19 protein-coding genes are annotated in these 23,752 nt (G+C 71.7%); 5 read left to right on the forward strand and 14 right to left on the reverse strand.

Annotated features, from left to right (window positions below):
* Positions 1-102 precede the first annotated feature (102 nt).
* Positions 103-684, forward strand: coding sequence for a TetR/AcrR family transcriptional regulator (locus tag ACF061_RS13430; RefSeq protein ID WP_392266980.1), 582 nt, complete (start codon positions 103-105; stop codon positions 682-684).
* Positions 685-951: 267 nt separating this feature from the next.
* Here the strand turns inward: ACF061_RS13430 and ACF061_RS13435 are convergent, their stop codons facing one another.
* On the reverse strand, positions 952-2,604 hold the full coding sequence (locus ACF061_RS13435) for an FG-GAP repeat domain-containing protein (protein ID WP_392266981.1): 1,653 nt from the start codon (positions 2,602-2,604) through the stop codon (positions 952-954).
* A 496-nt stretch (positions 2,605-3,100) separates the two neighbouring features.
* On the opposite strand from ACF061_RS13435, the gene ACF061_RS13440 reads away from it, so the two are divergent.
* Positions 3,101-3,397 (forward strand): DUF4190 domain-containing protein, encoded by a 297-nt coding sequence (locus ACF061_RS13440; RefSeq protein WP_392266982.1) that lies wholly within the window; start codon positions 3,101-3,103, stop codon positions 3,395-3,397.
* A gap of 85 nt (positions 3,398-3,482) precedes the next feature.
* Here the strand turns inward: ACF061_RS13440 and ACF061_RS13445 are convergent, their stop codons facing one another.
* Positions 3,483-4,010 (reverse strand): YbhB/YbcL family Raf kinase inhibitor-like protein, encoded by a 528-nt coding sequence (locus ACF061_RS13445; RefSeq protein WP_392266983.1) that lies wholly within the window; start codon positions 4,008-4,010, stop codon positions 3,483-3,485.
* 296 nt (positions 4,011-4,306) lie between these two features.
* Positions 4,307-6,040, reverse strand: coding sequence for a ubiquinone-dependent pyruvate dehydrogenase (poxB, locus tag ACF061_RS13450; RefSeq protein WP_392266984.1), 1,734 nt, complete (start codon positions 6,038-6,040; stop codon positions 4,307-4,309).
* Between the two features lie 547 nt (positions 6,041-6,587).
* Between poxB and ACF061_RS13455 the strand changes: the two genes are divergently transcribed.
* Positions 6,588-8,063: a dihydrolipoyl dehydrogenase family protein gene (locus ACF061_RS13455; RefSeq protein ID WP_392266985.1), complete on the forward strand. Its 1,476-nt coding sequence runs from the start codon at positions 6,588-6,590 to the stop codon at positions 8,061-8,063.
* A gap of 256 nt (positions 8,064-8,319) precedes the next feature.
* Here the strand turns inward: ACF061_RS13455 and ACF061_RS13460 are convergent, their stop codons facing one another.
* The 11 genes from ACF061_RS13460 to ACF061_RS13510 all read right to left on the reverse strand — a co-directional run bounded on the left by ACF061_RS13460 (position 8,320) and on the right by ACF061_RS13510 (position 21,100).
* Positions 8,320-9,747, reverse strand: coding sequence for a DHA2 family efflux MFS transporter permease subunit (locus ACF061_RS13460; RefSeq protein ID WP_392267047.1), 1,428 nt, complete (start codon positions 9,745-9,747; stop codon positions 8,320-8,322).
* A 210-nt stretch (positions 9,748-9,957) separates the two neighbouring features.
* Complete coding sequence (locus ACF061_RS13465; RefSeq protein ID WP_392266986.1) at positions 9,958-10,527, reverse strand: TetR/AcrR family transcriptional regulator; 570 nt, start codon at positions 10,525-10,527, stop codon at positions 9,958-9,960.
* Between the two features lie 16 nt (positions 10,528-10,543).
* Positions 10,544-11,653 carry a HoxN/HupN/NixA family nickel/cobalt transporter gene (locus ACF061_RS13470; protein ID WP_392266987.1) on the reverse strand — a complete coding sequence of 370 codons (1,110 nt, stop codon included), beginning with the start codon at positions 11,651-11,653 and terminating at the stop codon, positions 10,544-10,546.
* Entirely contained in the window at positions 11,640-12,062 is a 423-nt protein-coding gene (locus ACF061_RS13475) for a hypothetical protein (RefSeq protein WP_392266988.1), read from the reverse strand. Before ACF061_RS13475 ends, ACF061_RS13470 begins: the two co-directional genes overlap by 14 nt.
* Before the next feature lie 4 nt (positions 12,063-12,066).
* Positions 12,067-12,927, reverse strand: a complete 861-nt coding sequence (locus tag ACF061_RS13480; RefSeq protein ID WP_392266989.1) for an MIP/aquaporin family protein — start codon at positions 12,925-12,927, stop codon at positions 12,067-12,069.
* The gene (gene nthA, locus ACF061_RS13485) at positions 12,924-13,616 is read right to left on the reverse strand and encodes a nitrile hydratase subunit alpha (protein ID WP_392266990.1); all 693 of its coding nucleotides are present in this window, start codon (positions 13,614-13,616) and stop codon (positions 12,924-12,926) included. Before nthA ends, ACF061_RS13480 begins: the two co-directional genes overlap by 4 nt.
* Positions 13,613-13,927, reverse strand: coding sequence for an SH3-like domain-containing protein (locus ACF061_RS13490; protein WP_392266991.1), 315 nt, complete (start codon positions 13,925-13,927; stop codon positions 13,613-13,615). Before ACF061_RS13490 ends, nthA begins: the two co-directional genes overlap by 4 nt.
* A complete protein-coding gene (locus ACF061_RS13495) occupies positions 13,924-14,259 on the reverse strand; it encodes a nitrile hydratase (protein ID WP_392266992.1) in 336 nt (111 codons plus the stop codon). Before ACF061_RS13495 ends, ACF061_RS13490 begins: the two co-directional genes overlap by 4 nt.
* Before the next feature lie 249 nt (positions 14,260-14,508).
* Positions 14,509-18,594 (reverse strand): discoidin domain-containing protein, encoded by a 4,086-nt coding sequence (locus tag ACF061_RS13500; RefSeq protein WP_392266993.1) that lies wholly within the window; start codon positions 18,592-18,594, stop codon positions 14,509-14,511.
* Between the two features lie 358 nt (positions 18,595-18,952).
* The gene (locus tag ACF061_RS13505; RefSeq protein WP_392266994.1) at positions 18,953-19,981 is read right to left on the reverse strand and encodes a C4-dicarboxylate transporter; all 1,029 of its coding nucleotides are present in this window, start codon (positions 19,979-19,981) and stop codon (positions 18,953-18,955) included.
* A 252-nt stretch (positions 19,982-20,233) separates the two neighbouring features.
* Positions 20,234-21,100, reverse strand: a complete 867-nt coding sequence (locus ACF061_RS13510; RefSeq protein ID WP_392266995.1) for an SDR family NAD(P)-dependent oxidoreductase — start codon at positions 21,098-21,100, stop codon at positions 20,234-20,236.
* A 289-nt stretch (positions 21,101-21,389) separates the two neighbouring features.
* Here ACF061_RS13510 and ACF061_RS13515 point away from each other — a divergent pair, with 289 nt between their 5' ends.
* Positions 21,390-22,115, forward strand: coding sequence for an SDR family oxidoreductase (locus ACF061_RS13515; protein WP_392266996.1), 726 nt, complete (start codon positions 21,390-21,392; stop codon positions 22,113-22,115).
* 165 nt (positions 22,116-22,280) lie between these two features.
* Entirely contained in the window at positions 22,281-23,726 is a 1,446-nt protein-coding gene (argG, locus tag ACF061_RS13520; RefSeq protein WP_392266997.1) for an argininosuccinate synthase, read from the forward strand.
* Positions 23,727-23,752: the final 26 nt, after the last annotated feature.

Raw genomic sequence — 23,752 nt, forward strand, 5'->3', positions numbered from 1 at the left:
AGCTGGCGCAAGTGCCCCTGCGTACAGGCCCGGTGGTTCGGGCAGTCCGGGCGGTTCGGGCTTTTCCAGATTGCTCGGTCTGTTTGTTGTTAGCCTCGGGGCATGGCCAGGACCAAGGAATTCGACCCCGACGTGGTGCTCGAGCGCGCGATGGACCTGTTCTGGGAGCGGGGCTACGAAGCGACGTCCATGGCCGACCTCGTCGAGCACCTGGGCATCGGGCGGGCCAGCCTGTACGGCACTTTCGGCAGCAAGCACGATCTGTACCTGGCCGCGATGCGGCGGTACCTGCGCACCAGCGAGGCGGGCTTCGTCACCGCGCTCGCCCAGCCGGGGCCGGCCCTGCCCGCAGTGCGCGCCTTCGTGGAGAGCTGGGTCACCGACTCCCTGACCGACCCGTACCGGCGGGGCTGCCTGGTGGTGAACGCGGCGGTGGAGCTGTCCCGGCGCGACCCCGAGGTCGCCCGCCAGGTGGAGATCAGCTGGAGTGTGGTGGAGACGGCACTGGTCTCCTCCCTGCTGCGCGCCCAGGCCCAGGGCGAACTGGCGCCCGACAAGGACCCGCACGAGATCGCGCACTTCCTGCTCGTGGTCATGCAGGGGGTCCGGGTGATCGCGCGGGCCGCGCCGGACACCGCCCGGCTGCGGGACGCCGCCCGCGTGGCCCTGGCCGCCCTGGACTGACCGCGTTGGACCGGCCCCGTTGGACCGACCGCTCCCGCCGGGTCCGGTGCCGTCACGGCGGGCGGCGCCGGACGTCGCCGCGGCCCAGGCCCCGCCCCGGGACCCGGAACCGGCGGCGCCGGCTCGCGGCGCTGGAGCCTTGGCGGTCGGCCGGCACCCGTGACGTGAGAGGAAGTCCGCCCCGACGCCGTGGCGCCGGTGCGGACCCCCGTTCTCAGTGCCGTGCCGCTGTGCGGCGACGGCCCCGAGGTGTCCCGACCGGTGGTGTCAGTGCAGGTCCCGGTAGGTGTTCCAGCCGTTGCCCAGCTTCACCGGAGCCTTGAACTTCCCGGTGCCGTCGGCCGAGTAACGGAACAGCTCGCCCTTGGAGTTGGCCGCGATCAGGTCGGCGCGGTTGTCCCCGTCGAGGTCTCCCGGCGAGGCCAGCTTGTTGTAGACCTTCCAGCCCTCGCCGATCTTCACCCGGGAGGCGAACGGCGCGGTGGCCGAGCCGGTGCCGCGGTACAGGTACAGCGTGCCCGAGGGCGTGCGCGCGACGATGTCGGCGCGTCCGTCCCCGGTGAAGTCGCCACCGCCGACGATCTTGTCGTACGCGTTCCAGCCGGAGCCGATCTTGATGCCCGAGGCGAGCGAGGCGCCGTTGCCGGTGCCGCGCTCCAGGTACAGGGCGCCGGAGGTGTCCCGGGCGAGGAGGTCGCCCTTGCCGTCGCCGTTCAGGTCACCGGGGCCGAGGAACAGGTTGATCCTGCCCCAGCCGGTGGCCAGGGAGGCGTCGGCGTCGATGCCGTAGTTGTACAGAACCCCGTTGTAGAGCTCCAGCAGGTCGGCGTAGCCGTCGCTGTCGAGCGACGAGGCGTAAGCGATCTTGGCGCCCTGCCAGCCGCCCGTGTCGCTGATCTGCTCGCGCGCGGTGAACTGGCCGTTGTTCTGCACTCCGTACCAGAACAGCGTGCCCTTGGTGTCCATGCCGATCAGCGACGCCTTGCCGAACCGGGGGTTGGCCCCGCTGCCGGCGAACAGGTCGATGCCGTAGAAACCGCTGCCGGCCTTCTGCCGGGCGCGGAACTTGCCCGTGCCGTCGGCCAGGTAGTAGTACATGTCACCGGAGGGGGTGCGGGCGATGAGGTCGCTCTCCCCGTCCCCGTCCCAGTCGTTGGCGGCGATGACCTGGTTGTAGATGTTCCAGCCGCCGCCGATCCGCACCCGGCCCGCGAGCGGGGCGGTGGTGCTGCCCTTGCCCGCGTAGAAGTACAGGTCGCCGCCGGTGGTACGGGCGACGACGTCGCCGAGCCCGTCCTTGTTCATGTCGCCCACGCCGACGAGCTGGTCGTACGCCGACCAGCCGCCGCCGACCTTGACCCGCCCGCGGAACGGGGCGGTGTCGCTGCCCGTGCCCGCGTACAGGTACAGGTCACCGGCGTAGGTGCGCGCCAGCAGGTCGGGCTTGCCGTCGCCGGTCACGTCCCCGGGGGCGAAGACCTTGTTGTAGATCTGCCACCCGGCGCCGTTCCACACCACGGGCCCCGTGCCGTAGGCGCCCGTGCTGTGGTACAGGGACAGGGTGCCCGTCGTGGACAGGGTCAGGACCTCAGGCCCGCCGGTACCGTCGAGGTTGCCGGGGGTGATGATGTCCTTCTGCCGCTCCGTGGTGGAGTTGGCGTTGATGGTGTACGTCGAGAACTTGCCCGTGGTGCTGAGCCACGTGTGAGTGGTCCCGTCCATGAGCCGGACGAGGTTCTCGTCGATGCCGTCGCCGTCCACGTCGAACTGCGGACCGGTGACGGGCTTGAGGGCGGTACGGGCCCGGTTCGCCTTCTGCGGCGCCGGGCGGTCGAGCTGGGGCACCGCGGACTTGGGAGTCGGCGTCCGCACGTTCCCCGTCGGCCGGTCGGCCGCGAGGGCGGGAGTGCTGAGGAACATACCTGCCGCCACCGCGAGGGCGGTGCAGCCAAGCAGTCGGGAACGACGTGCTCTGCCGTACAGGCTTGAAATGGACAAAAGCCCCCCACTGATGGAATTGAGTTCCGGCTGACCGCTGAAGACCAGTCAAAGCCGGTGGTTGCCGGATTGTATGACAAGCCTGTGACAGGTGGGAGACGCGGGTGGGCCCGGGTGGCCGCCGACGGCCGGGAAGCGACCTGGGCGGGCAGGGAGCCGACGTCGTGCACCCTCGGGACAGCCTCGCGCCCGTCGCTCGGGACGCGGGTCTCCGGCCCGGCGGCGGCCGCCGGGGTCCCCGGCCCGGACCCGGGCGCCGGGGTACGCGGCGAGCCCGGAGCCCATCGCCGCGCACCCCGGTGGCGATCCCCGGGAATGTCCGGGTGGGGGCGGGGCACCCGGACGGTGAAGGAAAGGCAAAGCCGGTGTGCGCCCTTGTGGCTCACCCCACCGACCAGACGTGAGCGAGGAGCAACTGATGGCCAGTCATAGCGGTTCCACTGTCCCGTCCACCGGTTCGCGCACCAGCGGCCTGGCGGTCGCAAGCCTGGTGTGCGGCATCGTCGGCGTCTTCTTCCTGAACGTCGTCCTCGGTCCGCTGGCCATCATCTTCGGCGCCGTCGCCCTGCGTCAGCCGGGCGTCAAGGGCGGCGGCGGGGGCGGCGGCATGGCCAAGGCCGGGCTCATCCTGGGCGTCGTCGACCTGGTCATCTTCTTCGTGCTGCTGGCCGTGGCGGCCTCCAACGGCGGCTTCACCTGGTACGTCGGCGGCTGAGCCGCGGGAGACGAGTGTCGCCCCGGCCCGCACGCACATGGCGGGCCGGGGCACAAACGTGTCCCGGCCCGCGGTGGGCGGTGTGTCAGTCCACCGAGAACCGCGCGGTGATGACCGCGCGGGCCAGGGTGTGACCCGACAGGTTGAAGCCGAGGAAGGCGGGCGTGGCGCCGTGGTCCAGGCCGAGGGTCTCCACGTCGACCGCGTGCACGGCGATGTAGTAGGTGTGCTCGCCGCTGCCGGCCGGCGGGGCGGCGCCCAGATACCGCTTGAGTCCGGCGTCGTTGGCCAGCTGCCAGGCCTTCTCGGGCAGGGCGGAGCCGGACTCGTCACCGGCGCCCGCGGACAGTTCGGTCACCGTGGCCGGGATGTCGGCGACGGCCCAGTGCCAGAAGCCGCTGCCGGTGGGAGCGGTGGGGTCGTAGACGGTGACGACGAAACTCCTGGTCTCCTCGGGGAAGCCGGACCAGCTCAGCTGGGGCGAGGTGTCGCTGCCGCCGGCGCCGAAGATGCCGCTGGCGGAGGCGATCGGCAGGGGGCCGCCGTCGGTGAGGTCGGCGCTGGTGAGCGAGAAGGAGGGGACCTTCCCGATCAGGTCGTAAGGGGTGGACATGGGTGTCTTTCCTCTCGTGGGTGCACGGTTTCTCGTGGGTGCACGGTTTCTCGTGGGTGCACGGGTTCTCGTGGGTGCACGGGTTCTCGTGGGTGCACGGGTTCTCGTGGGTGCACGGGTTCTGGGCGCACGGCCTCTCGTGGGTGCAAGTGCTGGTCACCGGGACGTCGTCGTCGCCGGTGCGTGGGGTCAGGTCACGGGTCGGAGGCGCATCGTGCTCCCGTCGCTCGGCGCGCGGGCCGGTGGTCCCCGGTGCACCGGCCGGGTGCGCGCGGGTGGGGCGGAGTCCTTGCCGGTCAGCGCAGGATCCGGCGGGCGACGTTGGTGGTGACCAGGTCGAGGAGTTCCTCGCCGCGGCCGGACAGGATGGTCCGGATCGCGTAGAGGGTGAAACCCTTGGCCTGCTCCACCGTGATCGCCGGGGGCACCGACAGTTCCTGACGGGCCGTCATTACCTCGACGAGCGCCGGGCCGTCGTGGGCGAAGGCGTTCTTCAGGGCGCCCTCCAGCTCACCGGGCCGCTCGACCCTGCGGGCCCACAGCCCGACCGCGGCGGCGACGTCGGCGAGGCGTGGGTTGTCCAGTCCGGTGCCGAAGTTGACGATGCCGGCGGCCTTCATCTCCAACTCGACGAAGTTCAGCGAGCTGTTGTTGAAGACGACGATCTTGGCGGGCAGTCGGTTCTGCCGCAGCGTGAACAGCTCCCCCAGCAGCATGGTCAGTCCGCCGTCGCCGGCGAGGGCGACCACCTGACGTCCGGGATACGCGGCCTGGGCGCCCACGGCGTGCGGCAGGGCGCAGGCCATCGTGCCGTGGTTGAACGAACCGAGCAGCCGGCGCCGCCCGTTGAACCTCAGGTAACGGGCGGCCCACACCACGGGCGAGCCGACGTCGGTGGTGAAGACCGCGTCGTCGTCGGCGAGCCGGTCGACGGTGCTCGCCACGAACTGCGGGTGGATCGGGGTGCGGTCGTGATCGTCGACGGCGAGTGCGTCCAGCGACCGGCGGGTGCGGGCGTAGTGCGCCAGGGCCCGGTCGAGGTGGGTGCGGTCCGTCTTCCGCGTCAGCAGCGGCAGCAGTACGGGCAGGGTGTCCCGGACGCTGCCGACCAGCGGGAGGTCGACGCGGGTGCGGCGGCCGATCTGCTCGCCGCGGATGTCGAGCTGGACGACCTTGGCGCGCTGCGGATAGAACTGGCGGTAGGGGAAGTCGGTGCCGAGCATCAGCAGGGTGTCCGCCTCCTCGATCGCCTTGTAGCCGGAGGAGTAGCCGAGCAGACCGGTGAGTCCCACGTCGTAGGGGTTGTCGTACTCGACGTACTCCTTGCCGCGCAGGGCGTGCACGATCGGGGCCTTCAGGGTCTCGGCGAGCCTGATCAGATCCTCGTGGGCGCCTGCCGCCCCGGCGCCGGCCAGGACGGTGACCCGCTCCCCGGCGTCCAGCAGCGCGGCGGCCTCGCGCAGCGAGTCGTCGTCTGGGCGGGCGACGGTCCGGGTGGGACGGACCACGGCGGGGACCAGGTCCCGGGCGGCCTTGGCGAGGAAGATCTCGCCCGGCACGACCACGACCGCGACTCCCTTGCGTTCGACGGCCGCGCGCATCGCCAGTTCGAGGATGCGCGGCGCGGACTCCGCGCTGCCCACCGCCTCGGCGTAGACGCTGCACTCGGCGAACAGCTCCTGCGGGTGGGTCTCCTGGAAGTATCCGGTGCCGATCTCGGCGCCGGGGATCTGCGCGGCGATGGCGAGGACGGGCACGCGGCTGCGCTGTGCGTCGAACAAGCCGTTGACCAGGTGCAGGTTGCCCGGGCCGCAGCTGCCGACGCACACGGCCAGTTCGCCGGTCAGGCCGGCCTCGGCGGCCGCCGCGAAGGCGGCGCTCTCCTCGTGCCGGACGTGCACCCAGTCGACCTCGCCGTCGCGGCGCAGCGCGTCGGTCAGTCCGTTGAGCGAGTCGCCCGGCAGTCCGTACAGACGGCTGACACCGCCGGCCTTGAGCGAGGCGATGATGTGATCGGCGATCGTGGGCATGCCGGTACTGCCTGCCTTCCGTTGGTCGTTCGCACATCTGGTCACATGTGTGCCGCCCGGCCGGTGGACCCCGCGCGGGTCACGGGCCGTCCGGGGCCGACCGGAGTACGGCCGGGCCGGTGCCGTGGCCCGAGCGACCTTCCCCCGGCCCGCGGCCGGTGGCCCCCGGCGCCGACCGTGTCGTGCCCGAGGTCGAGGGCCGGGCGGCCGACGGCGTCCAGTCGGTGACCGTTCCCCGAGTGTGGCCGGATGCGCCGTCCTCACGTATCCGTCGGATGACTGGCGGCCGTGGCGGGTGGGAACCGGCGCCGGCCCGCGACCACCACCCGACGTGCACACGTGTGCGCACCGGCACGCTCACGACGTGCCCGCGCTCGTGCGAGGCGTGCCCGCGCGCGTCGTGGGAGGCGTGTCCGCGGGCCACGTCGGCCGGGGCCCGGCCGCCGTACCGGGGGCCGGCGTCAGTCGAATGACCGTTGCGTCGGGCCGGGTTGCGGCTCCTAGGCTGTCCGGGGTCACAGCGCGTCGTCACGATCGGGGAGAACCCATGGCCGCAGCGGTGGATCCGGAGCGTTCGGAGTGGGACGTCATCGTCCTCGGAGGCGCGGCGGCGGGTGAGAACGCCGCACAGTACGCGAGCCAGTTCTCCGGCCTTTCCTCGGTGCTGGTGGAGAGCGGGCTCCTGGGCGGGGAGTGCTCGTACTGGGCCTGTATGCCGAGCAAGGCGCTGCTGCGCCCGGTGGAGGTGGTGGACGCCGCCGAGCACACGGCCGGCGTGTCGGCGCAACTGGACCCCGCCGCCGTCCTGGCCCGCCGGGACCGGGTGATCAACGGGCTGGACGACGCCTCCCAGGTCAAGTGGGCACTCGGCGCCGGCATCGACGTCGTGCGCGGGTACGGGCGGCTGGCCGGGGAGCGGGTGATGGCGGTGGACCGGCCCGACGGCTCGGTCACCACGCTGCGGGCCAGGCACGCCGTGGTGATCGACACCGGTTCCTGTCCGGCCGTGCCCGACCTCCCCGGTCTGCGCGCCGCGCTGCCGTGGACCTCCCGCGACGTGACCACGATGCGGGAGGTCCCGCGCCGGGTGGTCGTCCTCGGCGGTGGCGTGGTCGCCTGTGAGGCCGCCACCTGGCTGCGCGGTCTGGGGGCCGAGGTGACGGTCGTCCACCGCGGGGACCGGCTGCTCAGCAGGAACGAGCCGTTCGCGGGGGAGTTCGTCGGCGAGGCGCTGCGGCACGGCGGCGTGACGCTCCTGTTCTCGCGAGGCGTCTTTCGGGTGGAGCGGGACGGTGTCCGGAACACCGGCGAGGGGCTCGTCCACGGCGGCGAGGTGAGCGTGACCCTGGACGACGGCTCGGTGCTCGTCGCCGACGAGCTCGTCGTGGCCACCGGCCGCACCCCGAACACCGACGACATCGGTCTGGAGACCGTGGGCCTGCCCGCGGGCGGCTACCTCGACGTGGACGATCACCAGGGGGTGCGCGGAGTACCCGGCGACTGGCTCTACGCCATCGGCGACGTGTGCGGGCGTGCTCTGCTGACCCACATGGGCAAGTACCAGGCGCGGATCGCCGGGGAGGTCATCGCCGCCCGCGCCGCCGGGGCCGGCGACCTGCCGTCCGCCGCCGCCGGTCATCTCGGGCTGCCGCAGGTGGTGTTCACCAACCCGGAGGTCGGCAGCGCGGGACTGACCGAACGGCAGGCCCGCGAGGCCGGCGTCGACGTCGAGGTGGTCGAGTACGACCTGGCCGCGCTCGCCGGCACCTGGGTCATGCGCTCCGGCTACCGCGGGCGGGCCAAACTGGTCATCGACCGCGCCGAGGACGTGGTGGTGGGCGCGACCTTCGTGGGCGCGGGCATCGCCGATCTGGTGCACTCGGCGACGACGGCGATCGTGGGCCGGGTGCCGTTGTCGACGCTGTGGCACGTCGTCCCCAGCTATCCCACGCCGAGTGAGATCTGGCTGCGCCTGCTGGAGACGCTGCGCGCACACCGGCAGGCGGCGGCTCGCGAGGGCTGACGGCCGGCGGCGGCCGGCCGGGAACGCGTCACGTCGCGTCGTGCCCTGCGGCCCGACCGGATGCGCGGGAACGTGCCAGTGGCCGGCGCGCTGATCGGGCCGCCCCTCGTGGGGCGGCCCGATCAGCGTGCCGTTCCGAGTTCCCGGCGGATCCGGCCGGGGCGGGCTTGCCCGACGGGTGCGTACACCCGGTCGGCCCGCGGTGCCCGCGGCCGGTCGCCGTCCCCCTCCTGGCCGCCCGTTGCCCCGTGTTCCCTCAGAGCCCGGCGGGTTCGGCCGGGACGGTGGCCTCCAAGGAGGTGACGGGGCGTTCGGCCTCGCCCGTGTCCCGTGCCGTCCGGCGCCGGGCCGGGATCAGCAGGGCGGACACCGCGGCGAGCGCCACCACCGCCGCGCCCACGACCAGCGCGGGCCGCAGACCGTCGACGAAGCTCCGCGCGCTGTCGTAACCGCCCTGGGCGGAGAAGATCGACGACATGATCGCGATGCCGAGCGCGCCGCCGACCTCGCGCAGGGCGTTGTTCGCGCCGGAGGCGATGCCCTGCTCCTGCGGGCGGACGCTGGACATGACCAGGTTGGCGGCCGGGGCGAAGTACAGCGCCATGCCCACGCCACTGATGATCAGGCCGGGCAGCTGGGCGGCGTAGGAGGTGTCGGCGGCGACCACGAGGGCCAGGTAGCCGAGGCCGAGGGCCTGGAGGAGGAGACCGGCGGCGGCGACCGGACGGCCGCCCACGCGGTCGGAGAGGATGCCGGAGAGCGGTGCGACGAGCATCGGCATGCCGGTCCAGGGCAGCATCCTCAGCCCGGCCTCGGTGGGCGAGTAGCCGAGCACGCCCTGCATGTACTGGCTGAGCAGGAAGATCGAGCCGAACATGCCGAGGAACATCAGCAGGCTCGCGGCGTTGATCCCGGTGAAGGCGCGGGAGCGGAACAGCCGCATCGGCAGCATGGCGTTCTGGGCGCGTATCCCGTGCAGGACGAAGCCGGCCAGGAGGGCGCTGCCCGCGAACAGGCCGGTCAGCACCAGGGGGCCGGTCCAGCCGTCGGAGGGGCCGCGGACCAGACCGTAGACGATGCCGAAGAGTCCGCCGCTGGCGAGGAGGGTGCCGGGGATGTCGAGGCGGGCGCCGGTGCCGTGGGACTCGGCGAGGCGCAGGCGGGCGAGCGGCATGACCGCGATGCCGAGCGGGACGTTCAGCCAGAAGATCCAGTGCCAGGAGACGTGCTCGGTGAGGCTGCCGCCGATGAGCGGGCCGGAGGCGACGGCGAGGCCGTTCACGGCGCCCCAGATCCCGTACGCCGTCCCGCGCTTGGCGGGTGGCACGGTGGCGGTCAGCAGGGTCAGGGTCAGCGGCATCATCACGGCCGCGCCGACGCCCTGGACCGCGCGGGCGGCGATGAGGGAGTCGATGCCCGGCGCCATGGCCGCGGCGGCGGACGCGGCGGTGAAGACGGTGAGCCCGGTGAGGAAGAGCCGTCGGCGGCCGAACCGGTCGCCGAGGGCCGCGCCGAACATCAGCAGCACGGCGAAGGTGAGCGTGTAGGCGCTCACGGTCCACTCCAGGTCGCCCAGCGCTCCCCCGAGGTCCTCGCGGATGGAGGGCAGGGCGGTGGTGACGACGAGGTTGTCCAGGGCCGCCATGAATCCGGCGACGCTGGTGATCACCAGGGCCCAGGCCATCGCCCCCGGGCGTGCGGCCGGTGTCCCGCCGGTGTCCGGCGCGGTCGGTGCGGCCGGTTCGTTCGGTTCGTTCTGCTGTGCCATCGCTCCCCCAATGATGAGCGTCCAACGGTGATTAGTAATTGATGACTAACTTTCCAGGGCGCACGGAGGCCCGGCACGCCCCCTCGCGTGCCCTCCCTGCCCTCCCCCAGGGCCGGCCTTCCCCTACTACTTCTCCAGCCGGCCCGTGATCCGGGCGGACGGGTAGAGCCCCTCCCACACCGGGTGCCGGGGCGGGAACCCCATGGAGACCAGCGCGTTGATGAGCATGCCGTACGCCATGAAGGTCGTCGTCTCGCCCAGGTCCCCGCCGAGCGGGATGTGCACCGTGTCGCGCAGCCGCATCCAGTACGTCCGCACGGCCTCGCCGAGTCCGTGGTCGCCCTCCGCCTCGGCGGCCGCCACCGCGGCGTAGGTCTGCATCTGCATGGTGAGCAGCTCGGGCCGCTCGGCGATGACCCGGGTGTACGCGTTGGCCATGGAGTGCAGGGCCTCATCGCCCTGGAGTCCCTCGGCGGCCTCGGCGAAGGTGCGGGTGGTGTCCTCCATGCAGCGCTCGACCGCGGCGAGGAAGATCGCCCGCTTGTCCGGGAAGAGCCGGAAGAGGTACGGCTGCGAGACCCCGACCCGCCGGGCGATCGCCTCGGTGGAGGTGCCGTGGTAGCCGCCGCGGGCGAACTCTCGCGTCGCCGCGCGGATGACGCTCTCGCGCCGCTCCTGCGCGCTCATCCTGACCATGCGACTAAGTTAGCACTCAATTACTTTCTGGCTCAAGTGCTTCCAGCCGTGCAACTCCTGCCCCTCCACTGGGCGTTCGCCGCGAGCCGGCCACTTTCCAGTAGACGACGGAGCAGGTCCAGGCGGTGAGGAAGAGACCCGCGATCAGATAGCCGGCGGTGTTGAGGTCGATATCGGCCACCCACGGGAAGGCGTGCGCCACCGGGGGAAACCTGCTGCTCAGCAGCGTGAGGAGGTTGATGGCGCCGACCGCCAGCGCGGCGGCCGCCGACAGGCCCGTCGTGGTGAGGTTGTAGAGGATCCGGCGCACCGGATGGACGAACGCCCACCGGTAGGCGGCGGACATGAAGGCGCCGTCGAGGGTGTCGAACAGGCTCATGCCGCAGGCGAACAGCAGCGGCAGGAGCATCAGCGCGTACCACGGGACACCGGACGTCGCGCCGGCCCCGGAGAGCACCAGCAGCGTGACCTCGGTGGCGGTGTCGAACCCCAGGCCGAAGAGCAGACCGAGGGGGAACATGTGCCAGGGCCGCGTCGTCGCCGCGGTGAGGCGGCGCAGGATCCGGGAGAGCAGCCCGCGTTCGTCGAGGACCGTCCGCAACCGCTGCTCGTCGTGCTCACCGCGGCGCGCGGCCCGGTACAGGGCCAGGATGCGGCGCACGGCCAGCAGGTTGAAGACGCCCACCAGGCACAGGAACAGCCCGGAGACGGACGTGCTGAGCAGCGCCAGCAGCCGGTGGGAGGACGAGGAGTCGTCGGTGAGCCGGGTCGCCAGCCGGGCGCCGAGCGCGGTGAGCAGGCTCAGCACGACGACGACCGACGAGTGCCCCAGGGCGAACCAGAAGCCGACGTGCGCGGACGGCCGTCCCTCGGCCATGAACTTGCGGGTGGTGTTGTCGATGGCCGCGATGTGATCGGCGTCGAAGGCGTGACGTACGCCCAGCGTGTACGCCGTGAGGCCGAGCCCGGTGCCGAAGGCCTGGGTGCCCACGGAGAAGCGGTGCGCGGACACCACGTCGGCGAGGAGCACCCAGGCGCAGACGGTGGTGCCGAGGATCGCCAGGAGCAGGACGACACTGCTCCGGTACGTCCGCAGCGTCCTTCTGAGCAGGTCAGACCGGGTCATCGGAACCCCATGGCTGCACCTGCACGGAATAGGACGCGCCCAGCCGCTTGGCCCGGAAGCCGAGGGCCCGGACGGTCTCCAGCAGGGCGCCTGCCATGACGCCCTCGACATGGGTGATCCGTGGGTCGAGAGGGGTGTGGGCCGCCTCGTGCGGCGCCCAGCTGACCAGCAGCGAGCCGGACCCGTAGTGCTCGGGGCAGGCACGTATCTCCACTCCCCCGGCCGTCGCGCCGGTCTGCACGGCGAATCCGGCGCGGATCAGGGCGTGGACCAGGCCGGGGGCCAGCTCGACGTCGTCGAGCCCGAGCACGGCGACGGTGTCCCGTGCCTGCCGGCGCACCTGCTCGTCAGGGGTCTCGGGACCGGTGGCGGAGTCGGGGCGTACGGGAGCGCTCAGTGTCTGTGGCATGGGATCACCGGGATGAGGAGGGGAGGTGGTGGTGCCGGAAGTGGAGCTGGAGCTGGTGGTAGCGGTGGACGTCGCGTTCGCAGCACAGCTTGCCGGTCCAGGGCCGGCGGGTCCCGAGCGGAGCCAGGACGGCCGCCGCCAGCAGGGCCCCGGCCAGGGGAGCCAGCATGTACGCCCAGAACAGGTGGTAGTCGCCCGTGACCACATGGGGCCCGAAGTTGCGCGCCGGGTTGAAGCTCGCGCCGGTCCGCGCGCCGGTGGCGGTGATCAGGACAGCGATGACGGCGGCCACCACCCAGGGGGTGGAGTACGGCCGGGGCCTGGCCGTCATGCCCGCGAGCACCCACAGCAGGACGGCGGTGCTCAGCGCCTCGCCGCAGAACACCTCGGTGGCGCCCCAGCCGGACCCGGGCTGGATGAGCCCGTCGTGCACCGCGCCGACCCGCCCGCCCCACACCGCCCGGGCCACCAGGACGCCGAGGACGGAGCCGCCCAACTGGGCGGCGGCGTAGGGGAACAGGTCCCGGACGGGCAGCACCCCCCGCACCGCCATGAACAGGCTGACCGCCGGGTTGAGGTGGCCGCCCGACTCCTTGCCCGCGGGGGTGATCGAGAACAGGGCGACGCTGCCGCCGACCGAGGCTCCGACGACCGCCAGGCGTGCGGTGAGCGGCCAGGAGGCGAGGGCACTGCCGTCCCGCATGGTGAAGGAGATCGCGGTGAGGGCGACCAGGACGAGCCAGGCCGAGCCCACCGCCTCCGCGAGGTAGGAGGACAGCGGCCGTCCGCCGACCTCCCACCGCGGGCCCGGGGCGGGCGGCGCGGGCCGGATCGCGTCGCCCGGCGGCCGGCCTGTCCCGGTCATGGCAGCCTGGGCGTGGTGACGCCGATCATCGTGTCCCGGGTGACCAGGCCGGCGAGCTCGGCCTCGGTCATGTCCTCGGTCCCGGCGGGACGCATCGGCAGCACCAGGTAACGCATGTTGGCGTTGCTGTCGTGCACGCGGATCGTCACGTCCTCGGGCACTTCGGTGCCGAACTCCTTGAGCAGCGCCCTGGGTTCGCGCACGGCGCGGGCCCGGTAGGGGCGGCTCTTGTACCAGTCCGGCGGCAGACCGAGGACCGGGCGGGGATAGCAGGAACAGAGCGTGCAGACGACGAGGTTGTGCACCTCGGGTGTCTGCTCCAGCACGATCAGTTTGGTGCCGTCGTAGTTGTCGATGCCGAACTCCTCGATGGCGGCGGTGCCGTCCGCGAGCAGGCGCTCCTTGAACGCGGCGTCGGTCCACGCGCGGGCGACCAGGGCCGAGCCGAGCGCGGGCTTGTGCGCGTCGAGCGTCTCGATCATGGCCCGTACCTCGTCCGCCTCGATCAGGCCCTTCTCCACGAGGAGTTCGCGGATCGCCTGCTGGAGGACGTCGAAGTACTCCGGTTCCTCGGCGGTGTTCTCGATCGGGGCGTGCGGGTCGGCCCCGCCGCTCCCGCCGTGCGTGTGGTCACCGTGGTCGACGACGCCGTCCGCGTGGTCGGGGATGTGGGTGTGCGTGTCGGTCACGGGGTAACTTCCTCGGTGTGGGGCTGGTCGACCGGCTCCAGCCAGTGCTCGTAGATCTCGAGTTCCAGGACGTCGCCGGCCGGTCCGTCGTAGTCGGGCCAGAGGGCGTCCTGCTCGATGCGCACCCGGTACAGGTGGACGTCGGTGCCCTCGTTGACGCCGTAGGCCTCCCGCTCCGGGTTGAGGAAGCGGGGCAGGACGCGTTCGACGCGGCCTTCCTTGCCGCGGACGTACACCGGTGTCCGCACGTGTCCGGGCGCGTCGCGGTCCGCGATGCGCACCCTCTGGTCCTTCACGAAGCGGGTGCTCATGCCACCGCCTCCGCCAACCGGGCGCGGATCTCGTTCATCTTCGCGCCGAGCTCCTCCGAGGTGATGATCCCCTTCTCGATCAGCACCTTGGACGCCGAGACCGCCCACCGCTCGTAGTAGGTGAGCTCCCCGATGATCTGCGCGCCGAGGTCCTCCACACCCCGGCGCTTCTCCTCGGTGTTGACGAGCTTGTGCACGGCGAGCACGTTGAGCAGCGCGTGGCAGCTCTTCTCGAACGGTGTCATCTCGTGATCCGACTGGACGACCGGCCCCGCCGGCAGCCCTCCGAGATCGTGCGCGGGCCGCACGATCATGTCGCGTTTCGTGGCCACTGCTCTCCTTGGGTGTCCTACTCGGGAGGTAGCCGGACACGTGTGCCGGTTCAACGCTCCCGTTACAAAGGCTCATGACCGAGCTTGCGGTGAAGGGCCGGGCCCTGGCATCCGTCAGACGACTGAGCACCCCCCGACGCACCCGCCCCGGCGCCCTCGCGCGCCGCGGGGCGCCACCGGGCGCCGGGGCGGGGTGGTGGCCCCGCCGCGGCGGGAGCGTCGTTCCGGTGTGCCGACGGCACTCGCCGACTACGCGCGGGCCGTCACCGAGGGTGTGTTGTAGCCCTCCACGTGCAGGACGGGCCGCCCGGTGGGCAGCGCCCCGGCGGGCCAGGACAGGGTCACGGTCCGCGTCTCGCCCGGCAGCAGCCACAGGTAGTTGTCGCTGTAGAGGGTGGGCAGGACGCGGTGGCCGCGGTCGTCCAGCAGGGACAGCCGGACCATGGCGGCCACGGCGGAGCCTCGGTTGCGGACCGTGGCGGTCAGGCCGTGCCGGTCCGCGGTGCGGGTGACCCGGCCCGCCGAGGCCGTCAGCCGGGTGCGCGCGGCCGTGCCGAGGGCCCGCATCGCCTCCGGGGTGCGGTGGCGCCAGTAGGTGTTGCGGGACAGCACCTCTCCCCCGCCGTTTCGCAGGGTGAGCCGCAACAGGTGCAGGTCGGGCAGTGCGTCGGTCCAGTCGGCGGTGAACGCCGGTGCGGTGGAGGCGGGTTGCACATCTACGCGGATGCTGCGGGGCGTTCCGGTCCGCCGGCCGGAGAGGTCGTACGTCTCGGCGGTCACCGTCGCGCCGGTGAGCGGGGCGCGGGTGTGGTTGACCGCCAGGACCCGCCACTGGACCGGGTCGGCCTGGACGTGCAGGGGCTCGCAGGCGCTGCGGGCGCCGTAGTAGGCACCGTTGACGTCGAAGTCGTAGTCGTAGGTCTGCCAGACGGTGGAGTGCCAGGCGGGGTGGGACATCCAGAGCATCAGACCGCTGGCGTCGTCCCACAGGTTGGCGTTCCAGGCCTCGAACATGGCGCGGAAGTTCTCGTAGTTGACGAACTGCGCCTTGCGTGTGAAGTCGTCCAGGTCGCGCGCGGCGCCGAGGCGGGCCTCGACGGCGGCCTTGTAGATCTGCGGCGCCTGGTTGCCGTGCTCGCTCCAGTCGTGGTGGTACCAGGCGTCGCCGATCGGCCACTCGGGCTGGTCGCCCACCAGGTTGCGCAGGCTCGCGGCGGTGGAGACGACCGGCATGCCGATCTCGGTGTGGAAGCCGAAGTCCTTGCTGCCGTACGTCGACGGGTCGAAGTACTTCTCCGGTTCGACCCAGCCGTAGGGGCCGCCGCCGGTGACGATGCCGCCGGCGGAGTTGTTCTGGTAGAGGATGCCGGGGGCCTGCCGCTGCACGGCCTCGCGCATGCCCTTGTCGATCGCGGCCGGCGGGTTGCCCTCGTTGGCGCCGCACCAGACGGCCACGCAGGGGTGGATGCGGTAGCGCAGCACGGTGTCCCGCGCGATGGCGTCGAACGCGTCGTGGTCCGGCGGGTCCATGCCCCACGCGTTGGGGAAGTCGTTCCAGACGAGGATGCCGTGCTCGTCGCAACTGGCGTAGAACTCCTCTCGGTTGCTGCTGCCGACCCAGTTGCGGATCATGGTGAAGTTCATGTCGCGGTGCATCCGCACGGCCGCGTCCATCCGCTCGGCCGGCATCCGGCGCAGCAGTTCGTCCCAGCCCCAGTTGCCGCCGCGGACCAGGACGCGCACCCCGTTGACGCTGATCTTCAGCGGTTCGGGCGTGTTGGACACCGTCGTCACGTCGGTCCAGGTGTCGCCGTCGTCGGAGACCTGGATGGTGTACGTCTTCGGGTACGCCTGCTCCCACAGCACGGCGACCCGGTCGAAGCGGCGGGCGGAGCCGAGGTCGACCTGGATCCACTGGTGGTCGTCGTAGGCGGAGGACCAGCGGGTGCCGGGGTTGCCGTCGGTGGCGTTCGCGGCCGGGTGGCCGTCGTCCTCGGTGGAGGCGGTGGCCTTACGGCGCAGGGCGAGGTCGGTGCCCGGGACGGAGCTGTCGACAACTGCCAGTGACCACAGGGAGTTGCCCCAACTGGTATTGCGAATGCCGCAGTTGAGGCGGAGGAACCGGGCGGTGCGGGCGTCGAAGTCGGTCACCCGCAGACTGGCGTCGCCGCTGTTGAACGGCAGTGGCACCGCCGTGTTGTCCACGGACTTCACATCCGCCCACGAGGAGCCGTCCTGTGACACCTGGACGGTGAAGGTCTGCGCGTAGGCCTGCTCCCAGACCAGGTCCAACCGGTCGAAGGGCTGCGCCGAGCCGAGGTCCACGCTGATCCACTGGTCGTCCTGGTAGGCGGAGGACCAACGGGTGCCCGGATCGCCGTCGGTGGCGTTCCCCGGGCCGTGGTCGTCGCCGTCGGTGCTGGAGGCGGTGGCGGTGGCGTGCAGGGCGAGGTCGGTGCCGGGACGGGCGCCGTCGAACACCGACAGGGCCCACAGGGAACTCCCCCAGCCGGTGGCCCGGGTCAGGCATCTGACGCGGATGTGCCGGGCCTTGGTCGGGCCGAGGTCCAAGGACTGGGTGTAGGCGTCGGTGGAGGGGACGAAGGGCAGCGGTGTGTCGTACTCGTAGCCGAACTGCCGGATGCCGAAGCGGGTGGTGCGCCGGTCGCTCTCGGCGCCGTCGCTCTCGGCGACCAGGGTCAGTTCGTGCAGGTGGGGCTCGCCGAGGCCGTTGGGCCACCACAACTTGGGACTGCTCACCCTCAGTTGACGGTAGGCGGCGGGGGTGAACGTCACCTCGGACCGCTCGCCCGCCGGGACGGTGACGGTGCGGGAGACACGTATGCCGTCGAAGGAGACGGTGACGGTGGTGCGGTGGTCGGTGGCGTCGGCGTTGCGGACGGGCACGGTGACGGTCAGCTCGGCGACGGACAGGTCGGGCAGCAGCGGCAGGACGGTGTCGACCCGTGGGTCGCCGATCACCACGTGCCCGGTGGAGCGCAGCCGTACGTGGTTCCAGATGCCCGCGCCCCGGTCGCGGACGGCCGGCATCCAGTCCCAGCCGGCGGAGGCCAGGTAGGTGGGTGAGTTGAGGTTCATCCGGTCGGCGCCCGGGTCCACCCAGGCCTCCCCCGCCGGGCCCTTGTCGCCGGGGCTGCCGGGCACCGGCATCGGCGCGATCCCCACGGCCAGGGTCTGGGGGCCGCTGTCGGCCAGCAAGGCGGTGATGTCGTGGGCCGAGCGGGCGAACGGGTAGGTCAGGTCGCCCACCCGGTGACCGTTGAGCCAGAGGTCGGCCTTGTGGTTGACGCCGTCGAACTCCAGCCAGATCCGCCGGCCGGAGCCGGTGCGCAGTCCGCGCGGCAGCTCGAACTCCCGCCGGTACCACCAGGAGTGCCGGGACAGGGCCTCGGGGACGTGGAGGTTGTTCAGACCGGCCACCGGGTCGGGCAGCAGGCCCCGCTCGACGAGCGAGCCGAGGACGGTGCCCGGTACGGTCGCGGGCAGCCAGTCCGCGGTGTCCACGCCCGCCTTGGAGAGCTCCGCTCCCCCGCCGCCCGCCCAGTCGTCCGTGGTCAGCCGCCAGCCGGACTCCAACGGGACCGCTCCGTCGCGGCCGACCGACAGGCGGGGGGCCTCTTCGGTGTGCGTGCCCCAGTCCGTCCAGCCGGTGGCGGCGGGCCGGTGGCCCTCGACGGTGCCGTACACCTCGAACCCGTTGAGGCCGAGCGGGTTGGCGCTGGACCGCCTGCGGGCCGTCATCCGGACCCAGCGGGCGGTCACCGGCCGGGTGAGCTGGATGTTCACCTCGCCGCCGGTGCCGGCGGCGGTGCGGTGCACGCTGGTCCAGGAGCGCTGGTCGCGGGAGGTCTCCACGACGAAGTCCACCGCGTAGCTGGACAGGATCTCCTTGCCGGTGGTGCCGTGGGCCCAGTTGCCACCGGCGGGGGGTATGAACACCGGGTCGCCCGCCTCGGCCTCGAAGGTCAGCCGGATCGCGGTCACCTGGCAGTCGGCCTGGAGGTCGACCGAGATCCACTGGGGGTCGCCGTCCCCGGCCCGCCAGCCGGAGCCGCGTACTCCCCGCGAGGTCATCCGGTCCACCGCGAACTCGCCGGGAGTGGCTGCGTAGGACGTCGAGGAGACCTGGACGGGCCGGTGGGCGGCGATTTCGGCCGGTGCCGGGGAGGTCGGCGGCCGGTGGGCGGGGCCTGTCGCGGTCGCCGTGACATCGGCGGCGGCAGCGGCCGTGGGCAGGAGCGTGCCGAGGCCGAGGCCCGCCAGCAACGTGGAACCGGCGGTGACGACCGAGCGCCGGGACGGGAGGTCAGCCATGGGTGGGACGTCCAATCACAGGGTGCGGGAGAGGAGGCCGGTGGTGCAGCAGTGGCTGGGAAGGCACGGCACGACTCACGGCCTGACAACGTTGCCAAAGGCTCGGGCCGGACACACGTGTCTGTCAAGACCTGTGACGACGGTCATCAGTCGGCGGGGGAGTCACCCAGGAAGGAACGCCGCGAGGCTAGTTGCCGCCGCAACGCGAGGAAGCGGCGGCAGGGGACGGCTGGTACGCCGATGGGGCCGCCCCTTGGCGGGGGGCGGCCCCATCGTCGAGTTGCTTGTCGGAATGTCCGTGTGCTTGCCGCTGGGGACCCCGCGAGGCCTTCGGGGTTTCTCCGGCCCCCGGGTCCTTTCAGCAGACGGCCGGTGCGGTGTGACCCGTACCGCCCTGGGTCTTCGGCGAGTGGGTCCGGTGGAACGGAACCAGGGCCAGCGAGCGGACGGCGACGGTGCCGATGAGACCCGTGGCGGCGGCGACCACGACCCAGCTCAGCGGGGTGCTCCACCGAGCTCCGGTGAGGGACAGCAGGCGGATGCCGTAGGTCGCGCTCGCCGCGGTGGTGAAGGTCAGGGCCCAGAAGCCGAGGGCGAAGGGCAGCCGCAGGTAGTCGCGGACCAGGAAGAGATGGGGCAGGAGCAGCGCCGCCATGGTGCCGAGCAGGATCTCATGTGCCGTTCCCGGCCGCCCCCCGGTGATCGCCCACCAGGCGTTGCCGGCGACGGCGGGCGGGGCGGAGAAGATGGCCAGGGTCGGCAGCAGCGGCCGGGGGATCTCCGGGCCCGTGGTGAAGCGGGCCAGGAGCAGCGCGCCGATCAGTATCCAGAACAGGACGCCGGAGGCGAACAGCACCTTGGCCGCTCCGGGATGACCGATCGTCGCCAGGGACTGTGCGGAGATCAGGGACGCGGCGACCGTGGGCAGCAGATGCCCGCCGTGCAGAGTCGCCGGGTCGCGCGGAACCGTCAGCATCCTGGCGATGAACCATCCGCCGAAGGCGGCGCTCAGGGCGAGCATGAACCACACCAGCGCCTCCCCGACCGCCGGGAACCACACCGACAGGCGGGCCGACAGCAGGGATCCGGCGACGGGGGCGAGGGCCGCGAACGGACCGAGCACGGGGTGCCGCAGATCCTCGGCGACGTCGTTCAGGCGCAGCCCCGCGGCGGCGTAGCGGACGATCGTCACGAGCCAGGCGGTGGCCGCCACCAGCCAGAGGATGTCGGCGATCGGCTCGGGCGCCCCCAGTTCACCGGCGGCCGTCCAGGTGCCGGCCAGGCCGGAGAGGCCGAAGGCGATGCCGAAGGTGTTGAGGGGAAGCCGCGCCCTGGTGGGACGGGGAGTGTCGGTGGAGGCCGCCGGGCGGGTCGATGGTGCGGACATCAGGACTCCATGGCTGTGTGGGGCGTGTGGCGCGGTGCTCGGGCGCGGCTTCCGGTCGGAGGATCACGCCCCGTTTCGAGGACGCTCTGATCTTGCGCCCGAGCCATCTCATAAGTCCAAGGACTAGGTTTGATCTCTACCATAAATTGAATGCATGACATTGGGGAGGCCGTGAAACCGGCGGTCCCCGCCCCGAGGAGCGCGCCGCCGTGCGGTCCTGACCGGACCGCACGGCGGCGCGCGGTGGCGAGTTCAGCGGCCGTGGCCCAGTGGGTCGAGATGCTCGGGGGTCGCTTCGTCGGCGGTCGTGGACTCGCTCAGGTGCCTGCGGCGCTCGTCCTCGGCGAGCTGCTCCCGGGCCGCCGCCGTCGCGTACCGGTAGGCGTCGACGCCCACCAGCAGGCGCAGCGGCGGTTCCTCCTGAGCCACCACGTCCAGCAGGAGGCGGGCCACCTTGGCGGGGTCGCTGGCCTGGGTCGCGCCTGATCCGTGGACGGCGGCGGTGACGCCGACCGTCGGTTCGTACTCGGGGCGCACCGGCGCGACGCGCATGGAGGCGCCCGCCCAGTCCGTCGCCATGCCGCCCGGCTCCAGCACGGTGACCTTGATGCCCAGCGGGGCGACTTCCTTGGCGAGGACCGAGGAGAAGCCGCCGACGGCCCACTTGGCGGCCTGGTAGGCGGACAGTCCCGGGGTGGCGAGCCTGCCGCCGACCGAGGACACCTGGACGATGTGTCCGGAGCGCTGTTCCCGCAGAACCGGTAGCGCGGCCTGGGTCAGCCGGACCACTCCGAAGAGGTTGGTGTCCACCTGGGCGGAGAAGTCGTCGAAGTCGACGTCCTCGACGGAGGCGACATTGGCGTAGCCCGCGTTGTTGACCAGGACGTCCAGCCTGCCGAACCGTTCGACCGCGGTCCGGACGGCGTCCGCGGCCTGTCCGGAGTCGGTGACATCGAGGGGCACCACGGCGATGCGGTCGCCGTATTCGGCGACTATGTCGTCGAGCGCGTCGAGGGAGCGGACGCCGGCCACCACCCGGTGACCGTCGGCTGCGGCGGCTCGGACGATCTCACGGCCGAGACCACGCGAGGCGCCGCTGACGAGGAAGACAGAGGACACGGAGAACTCCAGGGAGGAAGGAACCGTCACTGACGCGGTGGGCGGCCGGGGGAGTGCGGCACGCGGGGAGGTCGGAATGCCCTCCGCTCGTGCGCCCGGCCCTGACGACCCGCTGCGAAATACGTTAACAGAACGTTGTTCTCTTAAATTCCGGGTCCGTTTTGCATGCATGAAATCTATGGAATCCAGCACATCGAATCATTGGATTCATCGAGAGTTCCCTACCAGAGTGATCCCCGAGCCCGCCGGACAGAGCGGGGTCGCTCACTCGACTGTTGGAGGGATTCTCATGGCCACGTCTCAGGACCTCGGTGGACAGCGGATCGTCGTCATCGGCGCAGGCTCGGCCACCGGACGTCGGCTCGCCCAGACGGCTTCCGCCGCGGGAGCCGAGCTCGTTCTGGCGGGGCCGGACCTCGCGAAGTTGGAGACGACCGCCGCCGCACTCCCCGGCAAGGCCGAGACGGTTCACCTCGACATCACCGACGAGAGCTCGATCGCGGCCCTCGCCGAGCGGGTCGGCCGGTTCGACCACCTCGTCTCGCTGGCCGCGGTGCCCGCCAACGGTCCGCTGGCCACCCTCGAGCCCGAAGACGTCCAGCGGGCCATGGCGGCCAAGGTGACCGGCCCGCTGTTCCTGGCCAAGCACCTGTCCGGCCAGGCCAACGAAGGTGGCTCCTTCACCTTCTTCTCCGGTGTCGCCGCCTGGCGTCCGGCTCCCGAGCGCACCGTGATGGCCACCACCAACGGAGCCCTTGCCTTCCTCGTCCAGGCGCTCGCCGTGGAGATCGCCCCGCTGCGCGTGAACGCCGTCTCGCCCGGCATCGTCGACAGCGGCGCCTGGGACAAGCTCGGTGTGAACAAGGAGGGCTTCCTGCGGGAGGTGGCCGGCAAGAACCCCGCCCGTCGCGTCGGCACCGCGGACGACCTCGTCGACGCCGTCCTGTTCGCCATGGGCAACCCCTATGTCACCGGCACCGTCCTCCACGTGGACGGCGGCGGCCGGCTGGCCTGACCGGAAGAAACGCGGAGGAACCGCCCGCGATCTATTACGGCGTAATAGATCGCGGGCGGTTCCTCATGGGCGACGCGTGGCCGGGCGGTGCCGGACGGCGAATCCGACGACACAAAATCCGCATCCCACTTTGCATGACCATGCGTTGTTCTGCATACTCTTTCTATGTCCAAGGTCCTTACCTCCCTTCCGGCCGGCGAGCGCGTCGGCATCGCCTTCTCGGGCGGCCTCGACACCTCTGTCGCCGTCGCATGGATGCGCGACAAGGGCGCCATCCCGTGCACCTACACCGCCGACATCGGCCAGTACGACGAGCCCGACATCGCCTCGGTGCCCGGCCGCGCCAAGAGCTACGGCGCCGAGGTCGCGCGCCTGGTCGACTGCCGCGCGGCACTCGTCGAGGAGGGCCTGGCCGCGCTCACCTGCGGGGCCTTCCACATCCGCTCGGGCGGACGCTCCTACTTCAACACCACGCCGCTCGGCCGCGCCGTCACGGGAACCCTCCTGGTCCGGGCGATGCTCGAGGACAACGTGCAGATCTGGGGCGACGGGTCGACCTTCAAGGGCAACGACATCGAGCGGTTCTACCGCTACGGTCTGCTCGCCAACCCGCAGCTGCGGATCTACAAGCCCTGGCTGGACGCGGACTTCGTGACCGAGCTCGGCGGCCGCAAGGAAATGTCGGAGTGGCTCCTCGCCCACGACCTGCCCTACCGCGACAGCACGGAGAAGGCGTACTCCACCGACGCCAACATCTGGGGCGCCACCCACGAGGCCAAGACCCTGGAGCACCTGGACACCGGGGTGGAGACCGTTGAGCCGATCATGGGCGTGCGGTTCTGGGACCCCGAGGTCGAGATCGCCACCGAGGACGTCACGATCGGCTTCGAGCAGGGCCGCCCGGTGACCATCAACGGCAAGGAGTTCGCCTCCCCCGTCGATCTGGTGATGGAGGCCAACGCCATCGGCGGCCGGCACGGCATGGGCATGTCCGACCAGATCGAGAACCGGATCATCGAGGCCAAGAGCCGCGGCATCTACGAGGCCCCCGGTATGGCGCTGCTGCACGCGGCGTACGAGCGCCTGGTCAACGCCATCCACAACGAGGACACCCTCGCCCAGTACCACAACGAGGGACGGCGGCTGGGCCGGCTGATGTACGAGGGCCGCTGGCTCGACCCGCAGGCGCTGATGGTGCGCGAGTCGCTTCAGCGCTGGGTCGGCGCGGCCATCACCGGTGAGGTCACACTGCGGCTGCGGCGCGGTGAGGACTACTCGATCCTCGACACCAAGGGTCCGGCGTTCAGCTACCACCCGGACAAGCTGTCCATGGAGCGCACCGAGGACTCGGCGTTCGGCCCGGTGGACCGGATCGGTCAGCTCACCATGCGCAACCTCGACATCGCCGACTCGCGCGCCAAGCTGGAGCAGTACGCCGCGATCGGTCTGATCGGCACCGCCAATCCCGCGATCGGGGCTGCCCAGGCGGCAGCGACCGGACTGATCGGCACCATGCCGGAGGGCGGCGCCGAGGCCATCGCCTCCCGCGGCGAGGTGTCCGGCGACGACGAGATGCTGGACCGTGCCGCGATGGAGTTCGGCACCGACTGACCAGCTCCGTCGGGACCAGGACGCGA

Origin of the sequence: Streptomyces sp. NPDC015220, from assembly GCF_043079345.1 — a bacterium.
In the GTDB taxonomy this organism is placed as follows: Bacteria; Actinomycetota; Actinomycetes; order Streptomycetales; family Streptomycetaceae; genus Streptomyces.

Excerpts from the sequence above, each read along its gene's own strand:
- ACF061_RS13430 (WP_392266980.1), top strand. The coding sequence starts at position 103 with ATGGCCAGGACCAAGGAATTCGACCCCGACGTGGTGCTCGAGCGCGCG.
- ACF061_RS13435 (WP_392266981.1), bottom strand. The coding sequence starts at position 2,604 with ATGTTCCTCAGCACTCCCGCCCTCGCGGCCGACCGGCCGACGGGGAAC.
- ACF061_RS13440 (WP_392266982.1), top strand. The coding sequence starts at position 3,101 with ATGGCCAGTCATAGCGGTTCCACTGTCCCGTCCACCGGTTCGCGCACC.
- ACF061_RS13445 (WP_392266983.1), bottom strand. The coding sequence starts at position 4,010 with ATGTCCACCCCTTACGACCTGATCGGGAAGGTCCCCTCCTTCTCGCTC.
- poxB (WP_392266984.1), bottom strand. The coding sequence starts at position 6,040 with ATGCCCACGATCGCCGATCACATCATCGCCTCGCTCAAGGCCGGCGGT.
- ACF061_RS13455 (WP_392266985.1), top strand. The coding sequence starts at position 6,588 with ATGGCCGCAGCGGTGGATCCGGAGCGTTCGGAGTGGGACGTCATCGTC.
- ACF061_RS13460 (WP_392267047.1), bottom strand. The coding sequence starts at position 9,747 with ATGGCCTGGGCCCTGGTGATCACCAGCGTCGCCGGATTCATGGCGGCC.
- ACF061_RS13465 (WP_392266986.1), bottom strand. The coding sequence starts at position 10,527 with ATGGTCAGGATGAGCGCGCAGGAGCGGCGCGAGAGCGTCATCCGCGCG.
- ACF061_RS13470 (WP_392266987.1), bottom strand. The coding sequence starts at position 11,653 with ATGACCCGGTCTGACCTGCTCAGAAGGACGCTGCGGACGTACCGGAGC.
- ACF061_RS13475 (WP_392266988.1), bottom strand. The coding sequence starts at position 12,062 with ATGCCACAGACACTGAGCGCTCCCGTACGCCCCGACTCCGCCACCGGT.
- ACF061_RS13480 (WP_392266989.1), bottom strand. The coding sequence starts at position 12,927 with ATGACCGGGACAGGCCGGCCGCCGGGCGACGCGATCCGGCCCGCGCCG.
- ACF061_RS13490 (WP_392266991.1), bottom strand. The coding sequence starts at position 13,927 with ATGAGCACCCGCTTCGTGAAGGACCAGAGGGTGCGCATCGCGGACCGC.
- ACF061_RS13500 (WP_392266993.1), bottom strand. The coding sequence starts at position 18,594 with ATGGCTGACCTCCCGTCCCGGCGCTCGGTCGTCACCGCCGGTTCCACG.
- ACF061_RS13505 (WP_392266994.1), bottom strand. The coding sequence starts at position 19,981 with ATGTCCGCACCATCGACCCGCCCGGCGGCCTCCACCGACACTCCCCGT.
- ACF061_RS13515 (WP_392266996.1), top strand. The coding sequence starts at position 21,390 with ATGGCCACGTCTCAGGACCTCGGTGGACAGCGGATCGTCGTCATCGGC.
- argG (WP_392266997.1), top strand. The coding sequence starts at position 22,281 with ATGTCCAAGGTCCTTACCTCCCTTCCGGCCGGCGAGCGCGTCGGCATC.